Source organism: Candidatus Methanoperedens sp. (assembly GCA_012026795.1).
Classification (GTDB): domain Archaea; phylum Halobacteriota; class Methanosarcinia; order Methanosarcinales; family Methanoperedenaceae; genus Methanoperedens.
Genome location: VEPM01000010.1, coordinates 21332 through 46141 on the forward strand (window position 1 = coordinate 21332; position 24810 = coordinate 46141).

The following is a 24810-nucleotide window of genomic DNA, read 5'->3' on the forward strand; positions in this document are numbered from 1 at the left end:
ATTTGTTATGTTTATCAGGGATTTAAATGAATGTGAAGAATTCAGGGCCGGGGATAATTCAATCCTTCGCGAACTTTTACATCCCGACAGGGCAGAAATTGCAATCAATTATAGTCTTGCCCATGCGATCATAAAGCCGGGCCAGACATCCTTACCTCATAAATTAAAGACAACTGAAGTATATTACATTCTTGAAGGGGAAGGTCTAATGCACATAAATGAGGAAAAACAAAAAGTCCATCAGGGTCATGCAATTTATATTCCACCGAACTCCCTGCAATTCATCCAAAATACAGGTAAAAATGATCTGGTTTTCCTGTGCATAGTAGATCCTGCCTGGAAAAAAGAAGATGAAGTAATATATTAATTCAGCCAATCAATGAGCAAGCTGCAGGAAAACGTCCTCAAGATTGGGCTGTGAAATCTCAATATTATTGATATGAACATCACAGAACTTCTTTAAGATATCATTAAGTATGTACTCAATATTCTCTGCAACGATCACCACCCTTCCGTTCTCGGATTTAATATCCAGGATTTTCGGGATGTCATCCAGTGATGAAATTTCAAACCTGCCTTCATAATCAATAATTATCTTCTCGCCAAGTTTCATCTGCCTCTTCAGTTCACCGGGTGCGGCATTTGCGATTATTTCGCCATCCTTGATAAAAGCAATGCGCCCGCATAGCTGTTCAGCCTCTTTCATATAATGGGTTGTCAGGACAATAGTGATCCCTTTTTCGTCATGGATTTTTTTAATTAATTTGCGTATCTTTATAGCCATATCCGGGTCAAGACCGACAGTAGGTTCATCAAGGAACAGTAGGCGCGGATCGTTAAGAAGCGCTTTTGCAAGGGAAAGACGCTGTTTTGTACCTGTTGAAAGCGAATCAAATCTTGTATTCCTGAACTTCTCAAGTTCGAGCATACCAATTACATCATTTATGGATCCTTCCCTGTTTTCCAATCCGTAGAGCAATGCAAAATATTTGAGATTTTCATAAACCGTTAGGCTCCAGGGGAAATTTGGGTTTCCGCTGCTGATATTAACGATACATTTTACATTATTGGGATCTTTTAATGCATCGATACCGAAAACTTCCACTTTCCCGGAATCAGGTATCGACAGCGTTGAAAGTATGGAAATGAGCGTGGTTTTACCTGCCCCGTTCGGCCCGAGGACGCCAAATATCTCCCCTTCCCCGATATTGATGGAAACGTTCTTCAGTACCTCTTTTCTTCGATTTTGACTTTTATAATATTTGTATATCCCTTCAGCCTTAACTGCAAGCATGGATGTGATAATGAGCTATTATGAAATATAATTAGCTGATTTATTTTAATTAAAAAAATTTCGTCTTATAACTTTCATTTGTTGAATGTAAGAATGAATACACTCCCCTTCGATAGAGAGCTTTCAGCCCTGATGGAACCTCCATGATCCTCCATAATGGCTTTGCTAACTGTTAACCCAAGCCCTGCGCCACCATATGAACGGGTGGAATTATTATCTACCTGATAAAATTTATCGAAAATTTTATCAATTTTATCCGGTGGTATACCAACGCCATCATCTTTTACCCGCACTTCTATATAGTTCTCAAATTCAAAAGCTCTAATATCTACATTTCCGCCTTCATGGGTAAATTTCAGAGCATTACTTAAAAGATTTATGAATACCTGAATAACCTTATCTTTGTCCGCATTGATTTTCGGAAGATCTTCTGGAATATCTGTTGTGATCTTCAATCTGTTTTTCTCATATTGACTTCTTATGGTGCCAACGGCAGTATCAATAATATCATTCAGGTCCACTATTTCCATACTGTATTTCTGTTTGCCTGACTCAATTATGGAAATATCCAGCAGGTTGTTTACCAGGCGCGTTAGACGATCGATATTCCTTATTAAAATTTGTAATAATTCCTCCCTGGTACTTGCTTTTGAATCATTTTCCATTAGAATTTCTGAAGAAACTTTCATGGCAGTAAGCGGTGTTTTCAATTCATGTGATACCATTGACAGAAAATCTGATTTCAATTTATCAATTATCTTCAATTTTTCATTCGCATCCTGTAAAAGTTTGTTAGATTCATAAAGTTCGTCTGTCTTCTTTGCCACTTCACGTTCAAGAGATTTATTCCATCCAAAGAGTAATAAAATAATTGAAAAACTGCTCAATATAATAAAACCAACCGCTACCCCTATAAACAGATTCTGTTTTAAATATACCGAATTTATCAAGGAGTCAGCTTCCGAGACCGGGGATATCACGGCTATTGACCAGTTCTGATTGCGCCAGATGATGGGGGAATAGGCTATCAATTCCTTCTCATTTCCATTATCTTTGAAATAAAAGGGATCCGTACTGTTCAAAGCGTCTGGATATTTTGTACCTTCTTGATACCTGTGAGAACTATCATATAATATCCCTCCAAGGTCATCGACCATGAGGACCTCCCATGGAGGATTATAGTTTTTTAGGAATTTATCCGAGATATCTGAGATTGTCAGGATTGCAAGAATTTCACCTTTAAACGTATCTCCTTTGTAAACAGGGGTCCAGATGAAAGCTCCGAGTCCTCCCTCTAATAAATGCACAGGCCTTGTGATATTTGTCTTTCTTTTGTCTCTGACCCATTCAAAAGTATTTATCAGAACAGGTTCTGTTTCATTATCTTCCGGCCTTTTAAATTCATAAAGATCATATCCGAAAGGTGTATTTTCCCTGGGATACCCCATAGTAACTATACCACTTTCATTAATAAACTCAAATACATAAATGCCGCTGGTATGGTTGTAAACATTCGCAAATTCGGTTAATATCGTATCTGGCGATCCATCAGAAATATGCAAAGCCGTTATTTCAATAATTGTTGTTTTTTCGTTCAGGAATCCATTTAGCCCTGAAGAAATCTGTTTTGAAAGAAGTAGCTGTCTTTCACTAAACTGTTCCTGGATTATATTGTGGATCTCATCGTTTGATCTGATTCCAAGAAAAACAATAACTGTGACAGACAGTACACATGTGATTAAAACTATCAGCCAGTTTCGTTTAGTGTTCTGAATGCGAGTTTTTCTATCATTTAACCTTTTCATCTGAATTACCTAACACGTTTTTTAAAATGTGGTTTTGCATCACCTAAGACAAAAAGGATTACTTAACCTACAATCCTTATATTTTTACTATGATATCCAAATCGTAGCCACAATCCTGGGTTAAACCACCAGCATTTCAGACTATCAGGATTCTATTTAAATCGATCGATTCCAATCTCTATGATTTTGGAATCTCCACAACAAATACAGCTCCGCCTTCAGGATTATCTTCAACCCGGATCCTGCCATTATGAAGTTCAACAATTCTTCCTGCTATTGCTAGACCCAATCCTGAACCCTTTACGCCTTTCTTTTCATTCCTGTTGAATCTTTCGAAAATGAGTTTTTTTTCCGGATCTTTTATTCCCTCTCCAAAGTCTATAATCCTTACCGAACAGGAATTAGCCTCCTCTGTGCCTTTTACCACTATTCTTTTTCCCTGCGGGGCATATTTTATAGCATTTATTATAATGTTTATAAAAATATCTTCAATAATCCTGTTAGCTTTAACAGGTAATCTGGTTTCCAGGTTATTTTCAATCCTCATCCCGGCATTTACCGCAAGCGGTGTAAGATTTTCAATAACCTCTGTGACAACAATTTTCAAATCCAGATCCTTAAATCCAATAGATTCCAGACTCTTAAGCTTTGAAAGCTTTGTGGCATTATCAATAAGCTCCATTCCTTTGACAAGATTTCGTTTAATGGTATTGAGGTAGGATTTTTTCCGGGGATTTTTTTCATCTTCAAGAAAAAGTTCAACATATCCATTGGCCACATTAAGAGGATTCAAAAGGTCATGGTGCATGATATCAGTGAACAGTTCCTTCATGCGGTTGGACTCCACAAGTTCCTTGTTATATTTCCTGATAGCTTCTTCAGTATGTTTGCGTTCTGTGATATCTATTATTATTCCCTGGTAATGGGTAATATTTCCGTTCTTTTCGCGCTCGATCACTGTCCTGTCATCGACCCAGTGGACTGACCCATTTTTTGCAATGATGCGATACTCCTGATGTAACCTGTCATCACCACTCTTTGAATGTTCATGCACCTGTCTGGATACTCTTTCCAGATCGTCATGATGAATAATGGATTCATAAAGAAGCGCACCTGAAAGGAATTCCTCGGCACTGTAACCAAACTGGACTATATTATTTGAGACAAAATCGACTGGCCAGCCTTCCTCAGCCCTCCACCTGAAAAGAACTGTCTGGCTGTTCTCAACTACCAGGTTCGACAGGCGTAGCGCCTCCTCTGAACGCTCTCTTTCTGTGATATCTCTTGCGATCCCCTGGGTCCCTGTTACTTCCCCATTTTCATTTCTCAGTATCCTGATATTATGAAGGACATTAATTACCTTGCCGCTCTTTGAAATATACCTGTTCTCAAAATCGAAAACATCAGTGCCATTTTCTATCATTTCCCGGAATTTCTGGAAAGATTTCTCCCTATCCTCAGGATATATGTATTTAGACCAGTGATGACCGATCACTTCTCCAGGAAGAGCTTCTAATATCCGCAATCCTGCATCATTCATGAAGATATGATTGCGCTTCTTATCCGTCAAATAAATGATATCTGTAGTCAGTTCAACGAGATTCCTGTATTTTTCCTCTGATTGTTTGAGCTGCTCCTCCATATGCTTGCGTTTCGTAATGTCACGGACATATTCGATTACGCCATTCATCTGTCCGGTAATCATATCATTAAGAGGATAACTGTAAATTTCCACCCATCCCACCTGCTTTCCTCCAGGTCCGTGTCTGGCAACTTCTCTATAAGCTGCTTTGCCGGTTTTGAGCGTTTCCCAGGCAGGACAAAGCTCACACCGCTCTTTTCTTTGGTGATATGCTTCATAGCATTTCTTTCCAATAAGCGGCACAGCATGCGGGTACCAGCTTTCAGCGGTCTTGTTAGCACTGATAATGTTCATGCCCTTATCGATTATTCCGATTCCATCCTGGATGCTTGAATAGATGCTTTCAAGGAATTTCTCTCCTTTACGAAGCTTCTCTTCAGTACGCTTACGCTCGGTAATGTCTGCTATTGCCGCAACAGCTCCAGAGTATTTTCCATTCTCATCTGTAATAGGGGATGTTTCTAAACTTGTATATATTTTTGTTCCATCTTTCCGGATAAATTCAAAATCGTACTGTCCTTTGACTCCTTGCGAACGTCGTTCTAGATAGCGCATTGCATTCTCTTTCTCCTGTTCATCCATAAAAGAAAACACATGCTTTCCCAGCATCTCATCAACTGTATATCCGAGCATCTGTGCCATACGCGGGTTTACAAAAGTAGTGTTCCCATCTTTATCAAGCACCCAGATACCTTCCATTAATGTCTCTACCAGTCTGCGGTATTTCTCCTCACTCTCGCGCAGGGTTTGTTCCAGGCGCTTTTGTCCTGTTATTTCCCTGACAACCTTTATTCCTGCTATGATTTTCCCTTTAGAATCCCTTAAAGGAGATGAAGTAAGGTCATAATAAAAATCTCCCTTATCTGTGGAAACTTTTCTTTCCGACCTGTGGATCTTCCCATCCCTGAATGTCCTCTCAACCGGGCAATCGTCACATATTTTTTCCTTGCCTTCATATGCTTTGTAACAAAGTTCACCTGTCTTGTTCCCGAACAGATCATTTTGAACATAGTTCTGGTATATTATTTTATAACCAGTATCCTGGATTATTATACCATCACCCAGTGCTGCAATGATAGCCTCGGATTTGTTTTTCTCCTCCTGCGCTTTTGCAAGAGCCGCATTTAATGCCACCTCATTTCGCTTAATTTGTGAAATATCCCTTATAATCGCAAGAAGTACTTTACGACCTTTCAATTCCATTATATCTGCGTTGATCAATGCATAATATTCCGATCCGTCTTTGCGTTTCAACCTGCCTTCCCAATCCCTCACCTTCCCTTTTTCTCTTAAAGAGTCCAGTAAAAGCTTTCGTTCTTCCAGATCAGCATAGGTTGCTCCAACACCAATTGCCCTGTATTCATCGAGAGAGAAGCCGCTCATCTCCTGCATGTTTTTATTGGCATCAATAATATTTCCTTCAAGGTCAGCTATCCCTATCCCGACAGGAGCCGAATCAAATAATAAACGATACTTGGCCTCTGATTCGCTAAGTGCTTTAATCACTTTTTTCCGCTCAATATCAGCGTTTTCAAGTGTACTCAGGCGCTCTTTTAAGCTGTTAAGTTCCTCGATTAACTGGCCTTTCGTTTTTCCTTTCATTTTTCCACTCGAAACGCACATGTTTCTTTCATCTAATCAATTTTGTGATTTCATTTGAAATATCAAGAGTAGAACAGGAACCTCCAAGGTCAGGAGTAACGATACCATTATCAAGAACATTATTTACAGCCTGGCCTATTTTTGTTGCTTCCACGCCAAACCCTGCCCATTCAAGCATCATCTTGACGCTCAGTATGGCTGCTATAGGATTAGCAATGCCTTTTCCTGCAATATCGGGAGCGCTGCCATGTATGGGTTCAAAAAGCGCATATTTATCGCCGATATTGGCGCTGGGACACAGGCCCAGGCCGCCTACCATAGCCGCAGCTTCGTCGCTAAGTATGTCCCCGAAAAGATTTGTAGTCACTATCACATCATATTTCTCCGGATGCAGGATCATATCGTATGCCATGGCATCTACGAGCATTTCATTATATACTATATCATTTTTTTTCGCAACGCCTGTGCAGACATCACGGAAAAACGAATCGGATTTCAAAACATTTGCTTTATGGACTATAGTTAACTGCTTTTTCCTCATCTTTGCGATCCTGCATGCTTTTTCTGCGATTCTTGCACTGCCTTTGCGTGTAATTATTCTTGTGGAATATGCAACATCCTCATGCAGTTCTTCGACACCTGAGTACATGCCCTCCGTATTTTCCCTTACTATCACAAAATCGAATTTCTTTGCACAGGGTAATTTAACTTTTTCAAGAGGCGTGAAAGGACGGATATTTGCATACAGGTCGAGTTCTTTGCGCAACCGCACAAGAACGCTCTTATAATTGGGATCAGGCACAGTTGTAATAGCCCCGAAAAGAACGCAATCGCACTGCTTGATGAGAGAAATATCATCATCATTGATAGCACTTCCCGTTTTTTCCCATTTGCCAAAACCAATCTCAAGAGGAACTTTCTCTATATCAAGGCCGAAAACATCAAGTACTGATAATGCCGCAGGTAAGACTTCCTTCCCTATGCCATCACCGGGAATAATTGCGATTTTCATGTTTTTTCCTGGTTTTTCATTATTTTTTTTCCTTGTTCTCGATATTACCATTCATTATCCTTACAAGCATCCTGATCGCATCCACAATATCGTATTCGGACGCGCCCCAGTGAACTACGGCGCCGTCAATGCCATTAAGGTTCACCATACCTGATTTCTTGCTCTGGCAGCATCGTGTGATAAAAGGTTTTGTGGGCAGGTAAAGTTCTGTTTTAAGCGGACACATATTGATATGCTTATAAGTCAAATCGGGATAGCGAAGCTCAAATATCTGTTTTGATATATCACATCCCACAAGCATGGAGTTATCTTTGATATCGGTATCGGTATCAAGGTATTTTCCTTTTAGTTCAGAGGCGTGACAGGGAAATACCACATTTTCACCTTCAAACTGGCGAAGGTCAATGAGTTTTGTCGAAAAACGAATATTCAGTTCTCCGAGTATACCGCTTCTAACAAGTCTCTGGATTGCAAAGTCAAGCCAGGGTGGTTCAGGTGGTGAGATATCAATTATTTCTATTTCCATTACTTCATGCAGGCTCGGATCCCGGATAAAAGTCGTATGCCTGTCCATACCCTCAAAAATTACAGTATTTATGACACCTTTACATAAGGGAAGAGCGCATTCGATAAGCTTCGTCCTGTCATGGGAATCAAGTTTTTCCTTAAATTTTGTTATCTCTTTTCCACAGGCAATCAACTCAAGTGAGACCAGTTTTCTTAACAGTCCCTCGCCTTCACTTTTCACCTTATATATTTCGTAACCCGATGGAAGTTCGGCGATCAGGTATTCCGTAGTAAAATATATCGGCCCCCCGATCCTTCCTGTCGGATCGGTCCTGGTCATACCTACGCTTTTATAATCAGCCGGGAATATCAAGGAGTCACCTTTTTGCGATGTTCAACAAGTCCGCCATCAGCAAGTATCTCGCGCAGGAAATCCGGGAGTTTTGTGGCCGGATATGTTTTCCCATTATTTTTCACAATTCCTTTCTCAAGGTCGATCTCGATATTATCCCCCTCTTCGCAATCAATCCTTGCTTCGATAATAGGCAATCCCACATTTATTGCGTTCCTGAAAAATATCCGGGCGAATGATTCGGCTACGATGCACGCTATGCCTGCATATTTTAAAGCCAGGGGTGCCTGTTCCCTGGATGAGCCGCATCCGAAATTCTTTCCAGCTACGATTATGTCACCTTTTCGGACTTTTTGGGAAAATAACGGGTCGATCCCTTCCATAACATGGGACGCGAATACGTTCATATCAGTCGTGCGCAGGTATTTACCGGGAATTATAACATCGGTATCGACATTATCACCGAATTTCCAGGCTCTTCCCGATATAATATTGTTTTTGCCAGTCATTTACTGACAGTTTATTGTTTACAGCGAATATAAAAATTTTGGTAAAAGATATTATCAATGACAGTGATAAACACTAGGAAGTTAATCCGGCAAGTCAAGGTGGTTGAATTGTTGTGAAATTGAATTATATAATTTTAATATTAATAGTAATGATTTTGCTCAGTGGTTGCATTTCAAGAGAAAATATTCAAGCATTAGAAAAATACGATAAAACATCAGTTCCTGCTGTAACACTAGCCCCGATAACTGTTACTGAATCAGAACCTTATAATACGTTTTTGCATATTGATTATATTGACAATATTCGTTTAATGAGGTGGACTTACAAAGGAATATGTCAGTGATTCTGGGCGTAATTCCTTTCACTCACATAGAGGATGATAAGATAATTTATGAGTATCTGTTATCAATCAAAGATAATCCTCATGTAGAAATTGCACAACATGGAACATATCATACTCAAAGTGAGATTTTTAATTTAACCGAAGATGAAACGTATAAATTAGCAAAAATAGGAAAAGACAAACTCTATGATCTACTGAAGATAAATCCAGTAACTTTCATTCCACCGAATAATGAATACAATGATAATAGCACATTCCCATTAAGTGAACTGGGATTTAAGTATCTATCTGCGGGAAATCAGTATTGGGATAACCTATATGATACCCGTATGTATAGAGTGGGATATTCAACAGCAACAAAGTATGGTAATAACGGAGCTATTACTCCGGATACCCAAGTAATTAGTGATTGTAAAGAAAGCTTAGATGCAACCAATTTTTGCTTAGTATTATTCCATCCGCAAGACTACGATAATAGAGGTCTTGATAGCTTTAAAAATATATTAGATGGACTATTAAAATTGAATGCAACAACAAAAACATTTGGAAGTAAGTAAGAATCTTACTTACTACTCTTTTTTATCGAGGTTGAAAAGATGATTTCTCATCTTTTCTTCCTGGCCAGGAAATAAACCGCAGCCCCGATGATCACGATTACGATCACTGCGATAAGCCATGTCGGGGAACCTGATGGCGCCTTGCCTGGCGCTGTTCCTGCTGCTCCCGGCGCTCTGGTTGTACTTGAGCCTGATGTTGTTGCGGGGGCGATTGTTGCTGCAACTCCTGCTTTTGCAACTATTGCAAAGGGTGAGAAGGAGTTTGTCCTGCCCTCAAAGATCGAGTAGGTGTCATCCTTTGATACGAACTTTGTCTCAAGCTGTATCCAGTTGCTTCCATCCCATTTCTCAAGAACTATTGCGCTGTTTTGAACGCTGTTCTCATTCATCCAGGAGTTTTCAACCCTGAATTTGATGAGAGCATCCCTGATATTCTTCGGAGTTGCAAAGCCCGCAGTTCCGACCCAGATATTAGCATTCTTATATACAAGTCCCTCAGGCGGGAAGCTCACAAGTGTCGAGGTATTCTTCAATACTTCTACTGATGTGGTGATGATCCCCAGAGTGGTGTTGCCTGTTATATTGACATACATTAGCGGGTTCTTTTTATCAGTGAACCTATAGGTGGTAAGAGCATCTTTTGATATCTGCATATCATATTTCTCGATCACTTCGATATTTGATACATTCTCACCTGATCTGCCTCCGCCGCCTCCTCCACCGCCTCCCCCGCCAGAACTGCCACTGTCCCCGCTGCCGGAAGGACCTGTGATAGATACTGTTCCGGATTCTGTTCCTCCCGGGATGGAAGAGATGGCATTTAATGTGAATGTGTTGGATGCGGCCGGAGAGGTCGCCCTTACGGTCCATGAACCTGACGTGGAGGCCCCTGGCGCAATAGAGCCAAGAGCATATGGATTAGTTCCGGAAGAAAGGCTCCATCCGGCTGGCAATACAAGTGTCACATTAACATTCGTGGCATCCGAAGCGCCAACGGAGGCGTCATTTGAAACAACATAGCTTACAGAAGCATAGCCTCCTGTTGCTATTGAAGATACATTTGAGGAGGCGGATATTGAAATGACCGGCCTGTCTTTTACGGTGACCGCGGAAGTTGAGGATCTTACCCCGTTACTCCCGTCGTCGCCTGATCCCGTGATAGTAAACGGAGCTGCGTTCGTTCCGGAGCTTGTTGCCGTTATCGTCCATGAGATTGCTTTTGTGCCATTGGTCGTGAACTGCAATTGCTGGACAGGTGTCGGGATATTGAACAATCCCGAGTTATCTGTCAGTGTTACATCCACGGTCAGTGTTCCCGTCACAGTCGATGCAGTCACAGATGATGAAACTGTTATACTCTCATCCTTTACTACCGTACTATCATAACTGATCGCTCCAATAGTTATTGTCGCAACTGCCGATGATGCCGGGATCGCAAGAATCAATAGCATCATGGATACGATAATTTGTTGTTTCATACAGATCGTCCTCATTTTTCTCCTCCGCCGCCACCGCCACTGCCGCCAGGCCCTCCTTTGGGCGCATCTTTATCCATTATATAGAAATTCTTCTTCAATGTCTCAGTCCTGCCTGCATTATCATTATCGGTCACATCAATGAATGCCGTGAATTCGCCGAAACTGAAGTCATGGCTTCCTCCTGCTTTTAGATCAGCCGGCATTTCGGAATCATTTACTCTTATCAGCCCTTCACCCTCGATGAGGGTAACATTGACATTAGCAATATCCCATGTTTTCGGAAGGTCATCGAAGGGGCCTCTATTAAAAGAACCGCCAAAAGACATTTTTATCTTTGTTAAAACTGCGGTTCCATTGATGGGCGTGCCCTTGAAGTCTTTCGCAGCAACATAAAGTGTTATGCTGTCATTCTTATCGAAATCCTGCTTCTGGATAAATGTCATTGCCCTGAGAGTCCCATTGATCTTTATTGTTGGGATCGCCATGGGGTAGCTCTCCATGTTGCCTGTCCCGATGTCCCATGATCCCCTTTCTGACATGTTCACATAAATCGGATTCATCGGATCGAACATGCCCATAGGGAAAGCGTCGCCATATCCTCTTTCAGGTCCATACATATCATATGATGCAGGCGATTGCCCGCCCCAATCCTCCAGTTGTGTAAGATCAGGGTCATCATCATACATGGCCTGTGTGGGGAAGTTGAAGCCATTGGGTATAGTATCGAACATTAATATCGAATACCTTTTATCGGAACTAATATTCCCTGCTGGCATGTTGCCGCCTCCACCACCCATTGTGGCAAGATCAGCACCTATATCCTCATCGCTGAATTTTCCTGTATAATAGATCGGGGCGTCTGCTCCCCATTGCGGTATGGGGAAAACCTGTGTGGTGCTATTGTTCAATAGAACCAGCCTTCCTCCCCATTCCGGAGCGGAGGCCGCATAATAATTATTCAGTTCAGGGATTGGTTCACCAATGCGGTAAACATTTGAACTTGAATTTGTGAGGTTCTCTACAAGCACACGGTCCATAGTATCTCTGCCAAATTGCATCCCATCAGCCGATGTGGGCGCTTTATCTTCATATCCATATACGAGGTAATCCATGGAATTGAAAGTCACTTTGTTAACCGAGCCGCGCATCTTCTCGAGTTCGCCATTTGCATTATAGTTATCCATCAATTCGCTCGCGGAGTTTACTTCTCCAACCAGGACCGGCCTGTTCAATCTCAAGACGACTGTATTGTTACTCTGATATATGGCTTCAACCGTGAAATCAAGACCGCCGATCCACCAATTCATGCCAGTGCTGAATGTCTGCACGATAGGTCCAGGGCCTCCTGGACTGCCGCCTGGCATTGTCCACGGCCATCCTTTATATGACATATTTATAGTGGTGCTGCCTGCCCCGATTGACGTAACGTTGAACAACCACATTTGATATTCATACATTCCAAGCCCCAGGATAAGATGATCACCTGTTTTATTGATCAACGTGACATTGTATGTGATCACATTCTTTGCACTGCTTGAATTGATCAAAGTTCCGTTCCCCGGATACATGGTGGTTCCCCAGTCTGTGGAATAATTGAATCCTTGTGTAGTATTGTTGAAATACCATCTTTCAAAGGGATACTCAAGCTGGTATTTCGCACCATCATTCCACCACGTCCCTATGCCGCGCTGGAATTCGATCTCATCGCCAAAGCCAAGGAGCATGTTATTTCCGGGTAAGCCGTCTGAAGTAATATTATCGCTCAATTTAGTTAGATCTATTCTTCCAGGAATACCCAGGGCTCCTGTTACCATGAAGTTCCTCAGTTCGAACCTGGGCATTTCCCAGAACATGTCTTCATCCGCCGTGGCATAGCTGCCGTCAATACTGGCATTGTAATAGATCATCCATGCCCCTGTCGGCATAGTATTGGCGGTCGAGTTTATTGATATTATGGTAAGTCCTTTTGAATCAGTCGTGCTATTGACCCCGGTAAGCGGATAATGTAACCTGCTCTCATCCATCAAGAAGTCTATTGATACATTGCTGCCTGATACAGGTGTCCCGTCCGGTTCCAGAACGAGGACAGGTATCTTGATGACAGAGCCGTTCGCAAATGTCCCGAGATTCATTCCACCCCAGCCTTTCCTGTATGTTGTGAAATCAAGCATATAAGCGCCTGATGTGTATTTATTGGAAAGCAGGTATATCGGGTCTCCTCCGAATTGTACACCGTTGCCTGAGCTTGCATCTATGTATGTTCCGGATGAGAAGTTTGATATGTTGCTGATATAGACTTTATCATATATCCCGGCATCTACCGAATCCAGCATGAGGATATTGTACCTTTCATTGCCGTAATACTGGCCATCGCCGTCAAGATCGACATTTCTCCATTCCTCATCATAAATATTTCCCATAAGGAACTTTCCGGATTTGCTTCCTGCCATCACTGACGGGCTTACCATGAGCCCATTTTTCAGGGTGTTTATGCCCTGCAATTTTATTGTGCCATCGGATGTAATCTCAGTTATCTCCCATGTCCTTCCTGTATAGTCGGTGAAGCTGTCACCCACGGACGCATTGAAGACCTGGGTCGTTGTATTGTCCGAAAGGTTGTAGTATTGGTCCCGTGGCTCACTCTGGTTTTCAAATTCCATATAAACCGTATTATTAACAGTATCAATGGCTGCCATTGCAAAGTACGGGACAAGACTGTGATTCCAGATATCTACGACCTGGTCATTACCATTACCCGCTATCATTGTGAACTCTCGCTCATCAGGGTTCCCACTGAAGTTCCTGCTGCTGGCTTTTCCTGCTGTAATTGCGCCGATCGATGTGAATTTATCCCTATTTGCAATGATATCGGAGGTAGCATTGATCGCGGTCGTATTTGTATGGAATTGGCCCCCGTTGATGGTTACTCGCATCAGCTCAGGGACTGTAACACTTGCAAGTTTTAACTGGAACCAGAACTGGGTATATATTTCATTGTTCTGGTTGTCCTTTGCTTTAAGTATCATCGAATAACCGCCCTGGCCCCAGCCTGTTGTGTTGACTGAGACGTTCATCCTGTTGACTGCCATTTGCTGGGTCGTTGTAATCTCCGCCATCTGCGACTTATTGCGATATATTGCCATCTGCATGCCTTCCTGCATCACCTTTTCAACAGTGATGTTGGTGATATTGTGCGAAATCGCACCGCCGAATTTATCACCTGATGCCACTACAGTAAAATTCAGGTAGCCTGATGTTGAAAATTCATATTTCCCATAGGTATCTATCCATGCAATGAAGGGTGTCACATGTACCCATGCATATCCCACTTCAGTTGAAGAGCCGTCGTTCGCTTCGAACACGAATTCATAATCCCCGCCTTTAGAAAGGCCGGGATGTTCATAAGTATATGTTCCATTGATCTGTCCTATAAGGACATCAGTATCATTGAATACGGATGGCGGGGTCATCATTTCCCAATCGCCCATTGAGTTTATCCTGGTCAATGTCACATTTGCGCTCTTGTTCTGGAAATTGCTGTTAAAAGCATTCAAACTGAACTGGATCGGCTTATTTACGGCTGCATCCCATGAAGTTGAATATGCAAAGAAGATGAAATTGCGGACTTCGAACCAGCCATTTCCGTAATCTGTCACACCTTCCTGGGTGGTCATTTTAATCCTGACGTTATAAAAACCGGATTTCAATGTGCCTGTGGGATCAATTGTAACTGTTACCATGCCGTTGCTGTCTGTTGTGAATGAAGTCTGTGAGGAATTTAACGGCACATTTTCCCCTGTCATCCCATATCTCACGTTCTGGACTTCAATAGAAGCACCCGATACATTATTCCCGCTCATGTCTTCCACATATACTGACAGGTTGATGTCGTCATTCCCGCCGAATGTTTTGAACATCCCGGTTCCTGTGTTATAGACCGGTCTTGCCATTATTGTATATGATTTTTCATCGAACCAGCCGTTCCCGATCACCGTTTTCGACGTCCCGTTGACTGTCGCGTTTATCCAGAACTTGACAAAGTGGAATCCCAGGTATGAATCATTGACCTGGAATTTTAATGCCTTTACCTGTCCCATATATGGGATTTCGATAGTCTCCAGGGTGGAGTTCATCATAAACTGGGTTACGACATCGTCTGCGCTTTCGCTAAATACCTCCACAAGCCCTGCGTCATTTATCCTGTCCGCTGTCAGTTGTTCTCCAGTTGACGGATCAAAAGCCATTATGAGTAGCCTTGCATAAGCTCCTGGAGCTATCCTGGGATTGAACCAGCCATTCTTGTTGACGGGTTCACCGCGAACGAAAATATCCTGTACGGAAATACTGGTCTTTACTATTGTCCACTGTGTCAGGTTCACCTGTACAACAATATCGTATATGCCATTGGATGCAGGCGCTGTAAAGTTAATGATAGTTACGTTATCACCCATTTTCCGCTTGATCTCATCCTGGACATCTACTGGCACATTCTTATATGAATAAAATGTTGTGAGATTCATGACAGCCCAGTTCGTATTTTCAGACTTTCCGCGATCATTCGTGATATTCAATTTGAATTGTGAACGATCAAGACCACCTGTCATGTTATTGATGTCCAGCCTGATGCCATTTCCAAGGTCGGTCCCGGCAAGCAGGAGAAACGCTTCTTTTCCGGGTGCAAAACCATCGCTTTCATCGTTTTCTTTTGAAACGGCTTTCAGGAAGAGATCGTATGCTTTCAGGTTATAATTGGTATAGGCATATTGTGTCTGCGAGCCTATAACTGCTTTGTATTTTACGTTATACGTATCAAGAGGAGCATCGGCTGGAATAGTATAATTGGCCATATATGAGCCTGTAGAACTGTCATAGGCCAATGTAAGATTATAGCTCATAGATGGTCCTGAGATGGAAGCGGTCACCGCTGCAGTGGATATGGGTTCACCGCTTGACCTGTTCTTCAGGTAAGCAACTGCAATGAACGTTTCACTCCTGGAAAAAGTATGTTTGGCTTTATTCTCCTGGGAAAGCAGATCCCCGAACATTTCCACAGGATCTACTACAAAAGACAGGTGGCCGACATTTCCTGCAATAAGGTGATTGACACCTGCCTCTGTGGGTACGCTGATGTTTGTTGTCCCTATTCCGTTTATGTTCGTTGTCACGTTGGTCGTAGTGGAGGTGCCGTCGCTCTTAATGAAGTTCAGTGGAATGACTATGCTGTCAAGAGGGATATTTGTGGCGTTTATTGCAAGTAGTGTCACATTTACGGATTGGCCCCCTGAAAATGAGGGGACGACCGGACGGGCAAGAACTATCTGGGTTTCATTATGAATATAAATAATAGTATAGGTGCTGGTATTCAATTTGATCTTTGAACCTTCTACAAGGTTTCCGACAACTGCATTCCCTGAGGTGTCTGATGTCAGGTTCATATCAGAATCATCGTCTAAATAGGCAATATTATCATCAGAAACAAGGAAATAATATGTATTGCCATTAAAGCTGATATTTCCGCCGGTTTTTCCTGAAGCAAGCGGCCCGGTGATGTTCGGAATATTCAGGTCATCTGAAAGCGGGACTGTAAGGACATTGCTTTCAGTCAGGACGATTTTTATGGTTTTGGGATCATTTATCCCAAGAACATTGAAATTAAGCCATGGAGAAATTATACCTGATCCTGTATCAACAGCCGCGATCGTGTATTCCCCCGAACTCGAAGGCGCTGGTATTGTAGTGGAGAACAAACCGTCAACTGCGTAAATAGTTGTATTTGCGGTTTCATTTGCAGGTTCCGGAAATTGATCACCCTGCCAGATGACTATTTTTACCTGGCCAGATGAATTGCCATCGAGTATTTCCCCTGAAATACTTATGAGATCTCCTGAAGCGTATGTTCTTGAATCTATTCCGAATTTTTGAATTGATGTTGCTAAAGCCACAGGATTCATCAATATTAACATCACAAAAATAATCATAGCAAGTAAAACCGATCTTGGTATCATGCTATTCAAATGTGTTCTCTTACCATAACCTGTCATAATAATACGTCCTCATCAGTCAAGTTTTTTTCATACTGTTCCATAAAGCCTTTTTAACGGTTAATGGGACATCATCACATCATAATAATTATGGTAATGATTAATAAAGTTATCGGTTATCTAACTAAAGCCTTCCATGAGTAGGTTGATATTGCCCGCTGTCTCATTTTCTCTGTTGCCTGGACAGGAAAAACACATAACACAATAATACCAGGGTACTAATTTCAAAGCCTGGCGCTTTCTTATCCGGACCTGCGACCAGCGTAACATTTTCAGCTGGACCGGGTTCCACATTTTTGAAAGATGAAGACGATGAAAATTGCGTTTCTGTGCCTCTTGTTCCTGTTATTGCAAAATTTGCAAATGACCGGGTACTGGCATCGTAATATGAATAAATGTTATCTTTTGTAACCTCATTTGTTTCAAGCTCTCTCCAATCGCTGCCATCCCACATGACCATTTTGATGTTTGTGATACTGTTGCTATCAAGCCATGAGTTCAATACCCTGAACCTGATAATACCTTCTTTTATATTTTTTGGCCTGTTAAAAGTTGATGATCCTACCCAGATATTAATATTTTTATATATATTTCCCGGGGGTTTATTCTTTACCATTGTTGAATTAGACCTGAGGACTTCTATGCTTGCAGTTATATCACCAAAACTGGTATTACCTGTAATATTAACAAACATTACAGGATTGCTGTTGTTCTTGAACATGTAGGAAGTCACTTTGTCTTTATAGATCGACAGGTCGTATTTTTCAGTTACTTCGATATTGGAATAATTTTCACCTGAAGCGCCGCCCCCGCCTCCACCTCCGCCTCCGCCGCCTGATGAAACGGTTTGCTGTGATGGCGGTGTATAAAGGTTGCCACCTATTGCAAATTCGCTAAGGTTTGTAAGGTTGGCCCAGACAAAATTATTGATAGTATCTACGCCAGCATCATTTACGTATGAAGGTGAACCCGGGCCGGAAAGTTTATCCCACAGGGATGAGGTGGTATTCCACCTGTATAATCGTAAAGAACTCTCCACAAAAGAGCTTACATCTGCATTCGTATAATTTACTGAGAGAACTACATACGTCAGGTTATTCCGGATTTCCTGGCTTGCATTTACAAGCACATATATGCCGGGATTTGTGATATTAAGTTCCGGTGATGAGATATTTACCCGCGATTGTGTAATGTTTATTGCGCCATAGCTTGTGTTATAGGTGAATAAGCGCAGCGTTGTGTTGGATGCGGGAGCATATACTACAGTATCATTATTTGCGTTTGTTTCCACACTTGTATTAATTGTCATGAGAACAGTAACGAATTGTTTTATCCGGGTGCTGTTCGTGTTCCCTGTAGTATCGTTCGCAATTATGGTTACATTAAAGCGGCCGTATTGTACTGTATCAGTGAAATTGTAATAGGATAAATTGCCATTGCCAGGATTCATAGGATAATTTATTGACGTGCCATTCGGATATGTCACACGTGAGAAAACTTCACTTGCATTGACTTCACTTCCCAGGTCGCCAGAAGTGATGTTCGCTGTAATATTTACGGAGTCTGTTACATTCACAAATACTGATGAAACGGAAACATCAGTTACTGAAGGGGGTGTGTTGTCAACTGAAACGTTAATGTACTCGCTGCTATTGATGTTGCTTGCATTATCGGAAAATAGGACATTCAGGGAATAATTCCCATCATCTACTGATCTATCTAATGTTACATTTCCCTTCCAGAAACCTGAATTGTTAGTGAGCGTTATTATTCCTGTGTTGTTTATTAAAGACACATTCACAGATGCATTTTTCAGACCTGATGAAGTGGAGTTGACTGAAGGATCGACCGCAGAGATATTTAGCTGTATTATGCCGCCTGTTTTTGCTGCTGTACCGCGCTGGTAGGAGACCGGGTTGATGGTTACATACGGGGCTTTTGTATCTACAATAAAAGACCATGAATAAATCAGCGATTTTGAGTCGTTATTTGTGGCATTTATTGATATATTAACCCGTCCATCGCTATAAGGAACAGTCGTTACATTCTGTATCCTGTATCCATTAGATATGGGAGTATTTGAAAAAGAGACATAAGAACCATTAATTATCATTTCTGTTGAGGAAAGGTTCACTCCTGAAACAGTATCGGTTATGTTTACTGCTACATTTGTAGTGTTGTTATTCGTGTATGAATTATTAGTGGGGAACTCATTGCTTGCAGAAGGAGGAAGAAAATCCAGTGCCCCTGAAATTACAAGAGCAAAGGGCTGGGGTCCCTGGGGAATATTTGTCCCATTTATTCTTATTGTGTATAGCCCAAGCGGTGGGGATACCAGTTCGACCTGTTCTACATTGTTCCTGATATCCGGCGCACCATTCCCGTAATACGTCCCATTGGGGCCTGTTACTGTCAGGTCAAGGTTATTCACGAGTGTAATACCTGCATAAGGAACTCCAGGATAATCTGACCATACAAGAGTTACTCTAAATGGCTCGGAGCTATTGCTGATTTCGTAACTTACATTCCAGTATTGCCAAGTGCTCAGTCCTGTGCTATTATCATAATATCGCATAATTCGCGGCAATGCCGGGAACAGGGAATTTTCGATATCCACACGCCCCCAGCCCTGGGCATTCTTTGGCAAACTCATATTAATAGCACCATTTATTAGTGTTGCTTTTATCAGTGCGGCGCTAGGTGAAATGGACTTGTTGTTAACATAATACTGCCTTACAAGTGCTGCTGTGCCTGCAACTATCGGCGTTGCCATGCTTGTGCCGCTGTCATACGCATAATATGAATCAAAAACACCCCAGGAATATGAAGCACTTGGTTTGCTTGACCGTGTAGAAATAACATAAGTTCCTGGCGCCACGACATCCGGTTTTATCCTGTTATCATCAGTGAATCCCCTACTGCTAAAGTAAGCAATGTCATTCACATTGTCAGAGTAAAATCCTCCTTCAATCCTGAGATTCTCTGATGCCCCAACCGCAATTGCATTTTTTGCAGTAGCCGGAGGAAGAACCGTATTACCTCCTGAAACCCCTTCATTTCCCGCTGCAAAAACAATAAGCATATCAGGATTATCCCACATGAAACTATCAACATATTGAGAATCAGAAATGTAATCACCAAATGGTGGATCGAATAGATCACTTAATCCCCAACTGTTACTATGAATTTTTGCTCCATCATTGTATGCTTCCTGAAAAAGTGAGGAAAGGTCAATAGGGAAAATCAACTTCCCATTCATTGAGGGATTTGGCCCATCATACTCCATAGCTTGAAATACAAGGCGAGCTTCAGGCGCCATACCTGTATATTTACCATTTGATTGTGAACCGTTTCCAAGAATTGATCCTGTGACATGAGTTCCATGACCATTATTATCCTCTGCACCGCTATCTCCGTAGGCAGACCACCAGGCATGCAAAGCTGCAATCCTTCCTTCAATATCATCGTGCATCGTTGCATCGTTAACTCCCATATCCAGCCCGGTATCAGCCACAGCCACGATCTGCCCCGCGCCAGTCAACCCATGCGTATTCCTGACAGAATATGCTGTTGTTATATTGGCCGCAACATCATTCATAAGAACAGGCTGCACATATTTTTCTATCCAGCTCACCCCGTTTATCCGTGCAACATCAGGAACCTTCGTTTTTGTTATCCTGACCCTGATCCTGTCCCCTGAATTACTGATTATTTCGCCGCCAAGTCCTGTTGTTTCATCCGATACACGCTGGTTATCCGCGGCATCAAACAGGAGAACCGTAATATTTTCATTTACTGGCTCTTGTCCCATAATTCCGGATGATGAGGAAAGCGCGGGGCTTATCCTGTATCCTGGCTCATATATCCCGACCCACTTCACCGGATCCAGCGCCTCCACCTGTGATTTTACAGATGAATTCATCATGACTATAAAAGCATTATTGGGAACATAATCATACAGGACTGCGCCCGAAGCGCGCAAAGCCTGCTTCCACTCCTCTTTTGTGTATCCTTTGAATTGTACGAGATAGTACCCATTCTCATCAATTTGATTTTGCGAAATAGCAGTATTCTGAACAACTTTTGAGGGCTGCGGGAGGGATGTATCAATTCTTGCGTTCTTTAAGAGAATAGCATTGTTATCGTCGCGATCTAAATTATCCGGAACCGGACTTGAGCTTGCAGATATAATTAAAATTATCAGGAAGAAAGATATTATTAATGTTATTGTTAATGTTTTTTTATAATTTGACATTAAAATCCCTCCAGTTAATCAATGATAATAACTATGATAATTACCAATTAATGATGTTCTTTCCCCTTAATAATCTTATGCAACATTTTTTCAATCTTTCAGAACGTTTAACAATTAATCCTGTATGCGATCAATCAGAATAACAAAAACCAGTTTTCTTTCAGGCGCGCTAATTTTTGATGCTTTTGTTTCATCTGGCATATTAACCACAGATGAACACAGATTAACACAGATAAGCGTCATGATTTTGGGCGCGCAACAATTTATATATCTGTGGTTCCTTTATTCATTGACCATAATAACTATATTTATTATATATAAAATATGTAAATGTTGTGTTTATTCCAAACGTAATTTCATAATTATGAAAGTTTTAGTACTTTCAGGTAAGATACAGGCCCATGCAAATTCGAACATGGTTCGGTATTTTCAATGTAGAAAATAACACCATCATAAGTGCCGAAATATTCCCGAAAGACCTTTCTTCAATCACTAAACGACTCCTCCATGAACCCCTCCTGTTAAGAGGAAATGTCGCAGGTTCGGACCTTCGCAGACTGGCTATAAAATATGGTTTTGCAGGTTCGGGTGATGAATATGATAAATTGCTCCATGAACTCGAAATCATGCTTGCAAAAGAACAGGTTGCTCAAACCGTGACACCCGACAGGCGGATAATCGCTGCTGTTGAAGCTATCGATGATCTTAATGAGACAGGTAACGTCCTTTCAGAAAGATTGAAGGAATGGTACATCATGAATTTTGAGGATACGATTTTGAAAGGTGAAGAACTTGCCCGAAAAATTATTGAGATGGACGAACAGGGAAGAGCCGCTGACCTGGAAATAATGCAAAGCTTCTCTTTGAGCCTTGTGGCATTGTATGAAACACGAAACCGTATCGAAGAATACCTGAAAGAAAACATGCCGCTGATAGCGCCAAATATAACAAGTATCACAGGACATATACTCGGGGCGCGCCTGTTAAGTATCGCAGGGAGCCTTGAAAAGCTTGCTTCCATGCCTTCTGGCACGATACAGGTAATAGGTGCGAACAATGCGCTTTTCAAACACCTGAAGGGTAAAGCCCCATCACCGAAACATGGTGTTATTTTCAGGCATCCGATCATCAATACTGCCCCAAAATGGCAGCGCGGGAAGATCGCACGGGTGCTTGCAGCTAAAATATCCCTTGCTTCAAGATATGACCTTTATTCAGGCGATGTAAAAGAAGATTTGCAGCGGGAATTAATGTTAAAGGTTGATGCTATCAGGAAAAAACCTACAAGGCAAAAGAAATAATTACTATTAATATGTCGGCAGGGGTATCGGATTTTGAGGATTAGGGGATTTATTCTGGGAGATCGAAATATCCTTTTTATCTAGCTGCTGTGAGCCATGTATGCCAATATCCGAACACAGACCCAGCTTTTTCCTTGCATTCCCTATGCGTAAAAGAAGCAGTTGCGATGCTTTTATCGGGTCTTCTTCAATAATGAACCCTGCGCCAAATATTTCCTCTGATTTCCGGGTCAGTAAAGTAACAACTTCGGGTCCTCCAAGAATTGGCGGGGCTCTCCCCAGGTGAACCGTAATGCCCAGCGCTACTGTGCCTGCTCCTATTGCAGCGGCCTTTTCAGCCACCCAGTCGGAAGCTGATGCAGCTATAGGCAGGTCTTTTAATGATATTCCCATCCTCTGTGCAAGTGCAATTGCCAGGATGATCGCCCTTGAATTGTCAACGCAACTCCCGAAATGCCATACAGGAGGAAGCGGCTTCCCTGCTACATCACCAAGCGATTTCAATACTCTTTTTAATTTATCGCCTGCAAATTCCATTGTAGCATCAGGTGTAAGAAGTCCTCCTCTTGCACATGACTGCGCAGCGCATCCTGTTGAGAAAACAAGTACGTTCTGCTTTAGTAATTCTTTTACGATTATCACCTGGCTGGATTCGGTCATTTCCGGGCTTATGCAGCCTGCCATAAGAACAATCCCGTTTATATCTCCTGACTTTATATGTTCTATTAATGGTCTGAACGGGTCTTGCGGATTTATTGTAGCAAGAACACCAAGAATATTCTCAACCGAGAAACCTGCCATCAGGTCATGAGACTTTTCTTCTGGCAGGAAGATTTTATGCCCCCTTTTCGGGAAATTCTCAATCGCTGCATTAAGGATGCTTTTTGCAGCGTCATCTGCATTTTCTTCATCGAAAGGTATATGGTATGCGGTTTTGAATCTTGCTTCTTTCATAGTTGATATGATCTTTGTATGAAAATGCTTTGCAACATTCTCAATATTGGGATAAATACACTGGACATCAACGACTAAGGCTTCGGCAATTCCTGTGGCGATTATAAGTTCCTGGTGAATATTGCTTCCTGCAATCGGAATTCCATGTCTCATCAATGCATCATTCCCCGTGCAGCAGCAGCCCACTACATTTATGCCGCTGGCACCAAGGGATCTTGCTTTTTCAACGAGTCCGGGGTCATCTGAAAATTCAATGATCTTCTCTGAAAGCAGCGGGACATGACCCTGGATTACCACATTCACTTTATCTTTTTCAAGCACATTAAAGCCGATCTTTGAAGAGACTATTTTTGGTGTGCCAAAAAGCACATCCTGTAATTCCGCACTTATGATAAGTGATGAAATATCAGCTATACCCAGCCTTGCCGCATGGAGTACGAACCCTGTGGGATCAGCCATAGTGCCCATAGAGGTTTCATGCCCGGAATCGAGCAATTCCCTTCCAACCGACCCTGGCATTACTCCAAGATTTGAAAGATTCCTGATAACATCGGGAGGATAATATGACATGGCAAACCTCATATATTTTTCATCGCCCATGATATCGGATATTGCCAGTTCTGCGACAGTTGTACCCATGGCTTTGACCCCATGTTCGCTGCAATTGATTTTCCTTGCGACCGATTCTAATTTCATCGGTTCTTTTATCCTGAATGATGTATTGTTCCGGATTGTCTTGAGTAATGTTGATGCCACATGCAGGGCATGGGATGAATGTGCAGCAGTACCTCTTCCTATCATCATGAGAAGATTTCGTGCCACAATAGTATCAGCACTTGCACCACATGTTCCTTTTAAGGAACGGCCTGAAATCCTGCATGGTCCCAGCATACATTGCTTGCAGCATATCCCTCTTGAACCGAAATTACATTTTGCTTTCTTGCATTCCCCGGCACCATAATTTCCATTCCTGTCAAAAATGGTTTCTATTCCCAGCACATGTGCGTGCCTGATCATTTCATTTGTTGCATTATCCGGATTTTTTAGATCATTATTTTTCATGGTAATTTCAAAATATCTGTTAAAATTAAAACGTATTTTAAAGACCATATAGGTGCTACATGCATATCATGCTTATTATGATGATGTGTAAAAAT

General features: G+C 41.8%; 14 protein-coding genes. 4 read left to right on the forward strand and 10 right to left on the reverse strand.

Annotated elements, in window-relative coordinates; genetic code table 11:
* The first annotated feature begins 7 nt into the window (after positions 1-7).
* Positions 8-367, forward strand: coding sequence for a cupin domain-containing protein (locus FIB07_05275; protein ID NJD52262.1), 360 nt, complete (start codon positions 8-10; stop codon positions 365-367).
* A gap of 9 nt (positions 368-376) precedes the next feature.
* Here the strand turns inward: FIB07_05275 and FIB07_05280 are convergent, their stop codons facing one another.
* From FIB07_05280 to FIB07_05305, 6 genes are all read right to left on the reverse strand, one after another.
* Complete coding sequence (locus FIB07_05280) at positions 377-1294, reverse strand: ABC transporter ATP-binding protein (protein ID NJD52263.1); 918 nt, start codon at positions 1292-1294, stop codon at positions 377-379.
* Positions 1295-1368: 74 nt separating this feature from the next.
* A complete protein-coding gene (locus tag FIB07_05285) occupies positions 1369-3099 on the reverse strand; it encodes a histidine kinase (GenBank protein NJD52264.1) in 1731 nt (576 codons plus the stop codon).
* Positions 3100-3277: 178 nt separating this feature from the next.
* Positions 3278-6364 (reverse strand): PAS domain S-box protein, encoded by a 3087-nt coding sequence (locus tag FIB07_05290; protein NJD52265.1) that lies wholly within the window; start codon positions 6362-6364, stop codon positions 3278-3280.
* Positions 6365-6371: 7 nt separating this feature from the next.
* Positions 6372-7355: an NAD-dependent isocitrate dehydrogenase gene (locus FIB07_05295; GenBank protein ID NJD52266.1), complete on the reverse strand. Its 984-nt coding sequence runs from the start codon at positions 7353-7355 to the stop codon at positions 6372-6374.
* A gap of 19 nt (positions 7356-7374) precedes the next feature.
* A complete protein-coding gene (locus FIB07_05300; protein ID NJD52267.1) occupies positions 7375-8235 on the reverse strand; it encodes a hypothetical protein in 861 nt (286 codons plus the stop codon).
* Positions 8232-8723, reverse strand: a complete 492-nt coding sequence (locus tag FIB07_05305; GenBank protein NJD52268.1) for a 3-isopropylmalate dehydratase small subunit — start codon at positions 8721-8723, stop codon at positions 8232-8234. Before FIB07_05305 ends, FIB07_05300 begins: the two co-directional genes overlap by 4 nt.
* Positions 8724-8836: 113 nt before the next feature.
* Here FIB07_05305 and FIB07_05310 point away from each other — a divergent pair, with 113 nt between their 5' ends.
* Together FIB07_05310 and FIB07_05315 are read left to right on the forward strand one after the other, a co-directional pair.
* On the forward strand, positions 8837-9067 hold the full coding sequence (locus FIB07_05310) for a hypothetical protein (GenBank protein ID NJD52269.1): 231 nt from the start codon (positions 8837-8839) through the stop codon (positions 9065-9067).
* On the forward strand, positions 9058-9624 hold the full coding sequence (locus FIB07_05315; protein NJD52270.1) for a DUF2334 domain-containing protein: 567 nt from the start codon (positions 9058-9060) through the stop codon (positions 9622-9624). The genes FIB07_05310 and FIB07_05315 overlap by 10 nt, the downstream gene beginning before the upstream one ends.
* A gap of 47 nt (positions 9625-9671) precedes the next feature.
* Here FIB07_05315 and FIB07_05320 read toward each other — a convergent pair whose 3' ends face one another.
* The 3 genes from FIB07_05320 to FIB07_05330 all read right to left on the reverse strand — a co-directional run bounded on the left by FIB07_05320 (position 9672) and on the right by FIB07_05330 (position 21398).
* Positions 9672-11117, reverse strand: a complete 1446-nt coding sequence (locus FIB07_05320) for a PGF-pre-PGF domain-containing protein (GenBank protein NJD52271.1) — start codon at positions 11115-11117, stop codon at positions 9672-9674.
* Complete coding sequence (locus tag FIB07_05325; protein NJD52272.1) at positions 11114-17143, reverse strand: hypothetical protein; 6030 nt, start codon at positions 17141-17143, stop codon at positions 11114-11116. Before FIB07_05325 ends, FIB07_05320 begins: the two co-directional genes overlap by 4 nt.
* Positions 17144-17306: 163 nt before the next feature.
* Positions 17307-21398 (reverse strand): PGF-pre-PGF domain-containing protein, encoded by a 4092-nt coding sequence (locus tag FIB07_05330; protein NJD52273.1) that lies wholly within the window; start codon positions 21396-21398, stop codon positions 17307-17309.
* A gap of 401 nt (positions 21399-21799) precedes the next feature.
* Here FIB07_05330 and FIB07_05335 point away from each other — a divergent pair, with 401 nt between their 5' ends.
* Entirely contained in the window at positions 21800-22699 is a 900-nt protein-coding gene (locus tag FIB07_05335; protein ID NJD52274.1) for an rRNA biogenesis protein, read from the forward strand.
* 6 nt (positions 22700-22705) lie between these two features.
* On the opposite strand, the gene cooS is transcribed toward FIB07_05335, so the two are convergent.
* On the reverse strand, positions 22706-24763 hold the full coding sequence (gene cooS, locus FIB07_05340; GenBank protein NJD52275.1) for an anaerobic carbon-monoxide dehydrogenase catalytic subunit: 2058 nt from the start codon (positions 24761-24763) through the stop codon (positions 22706-22708).
* Positions 24764-24810 lie beyond the last annotated feature (47 nt).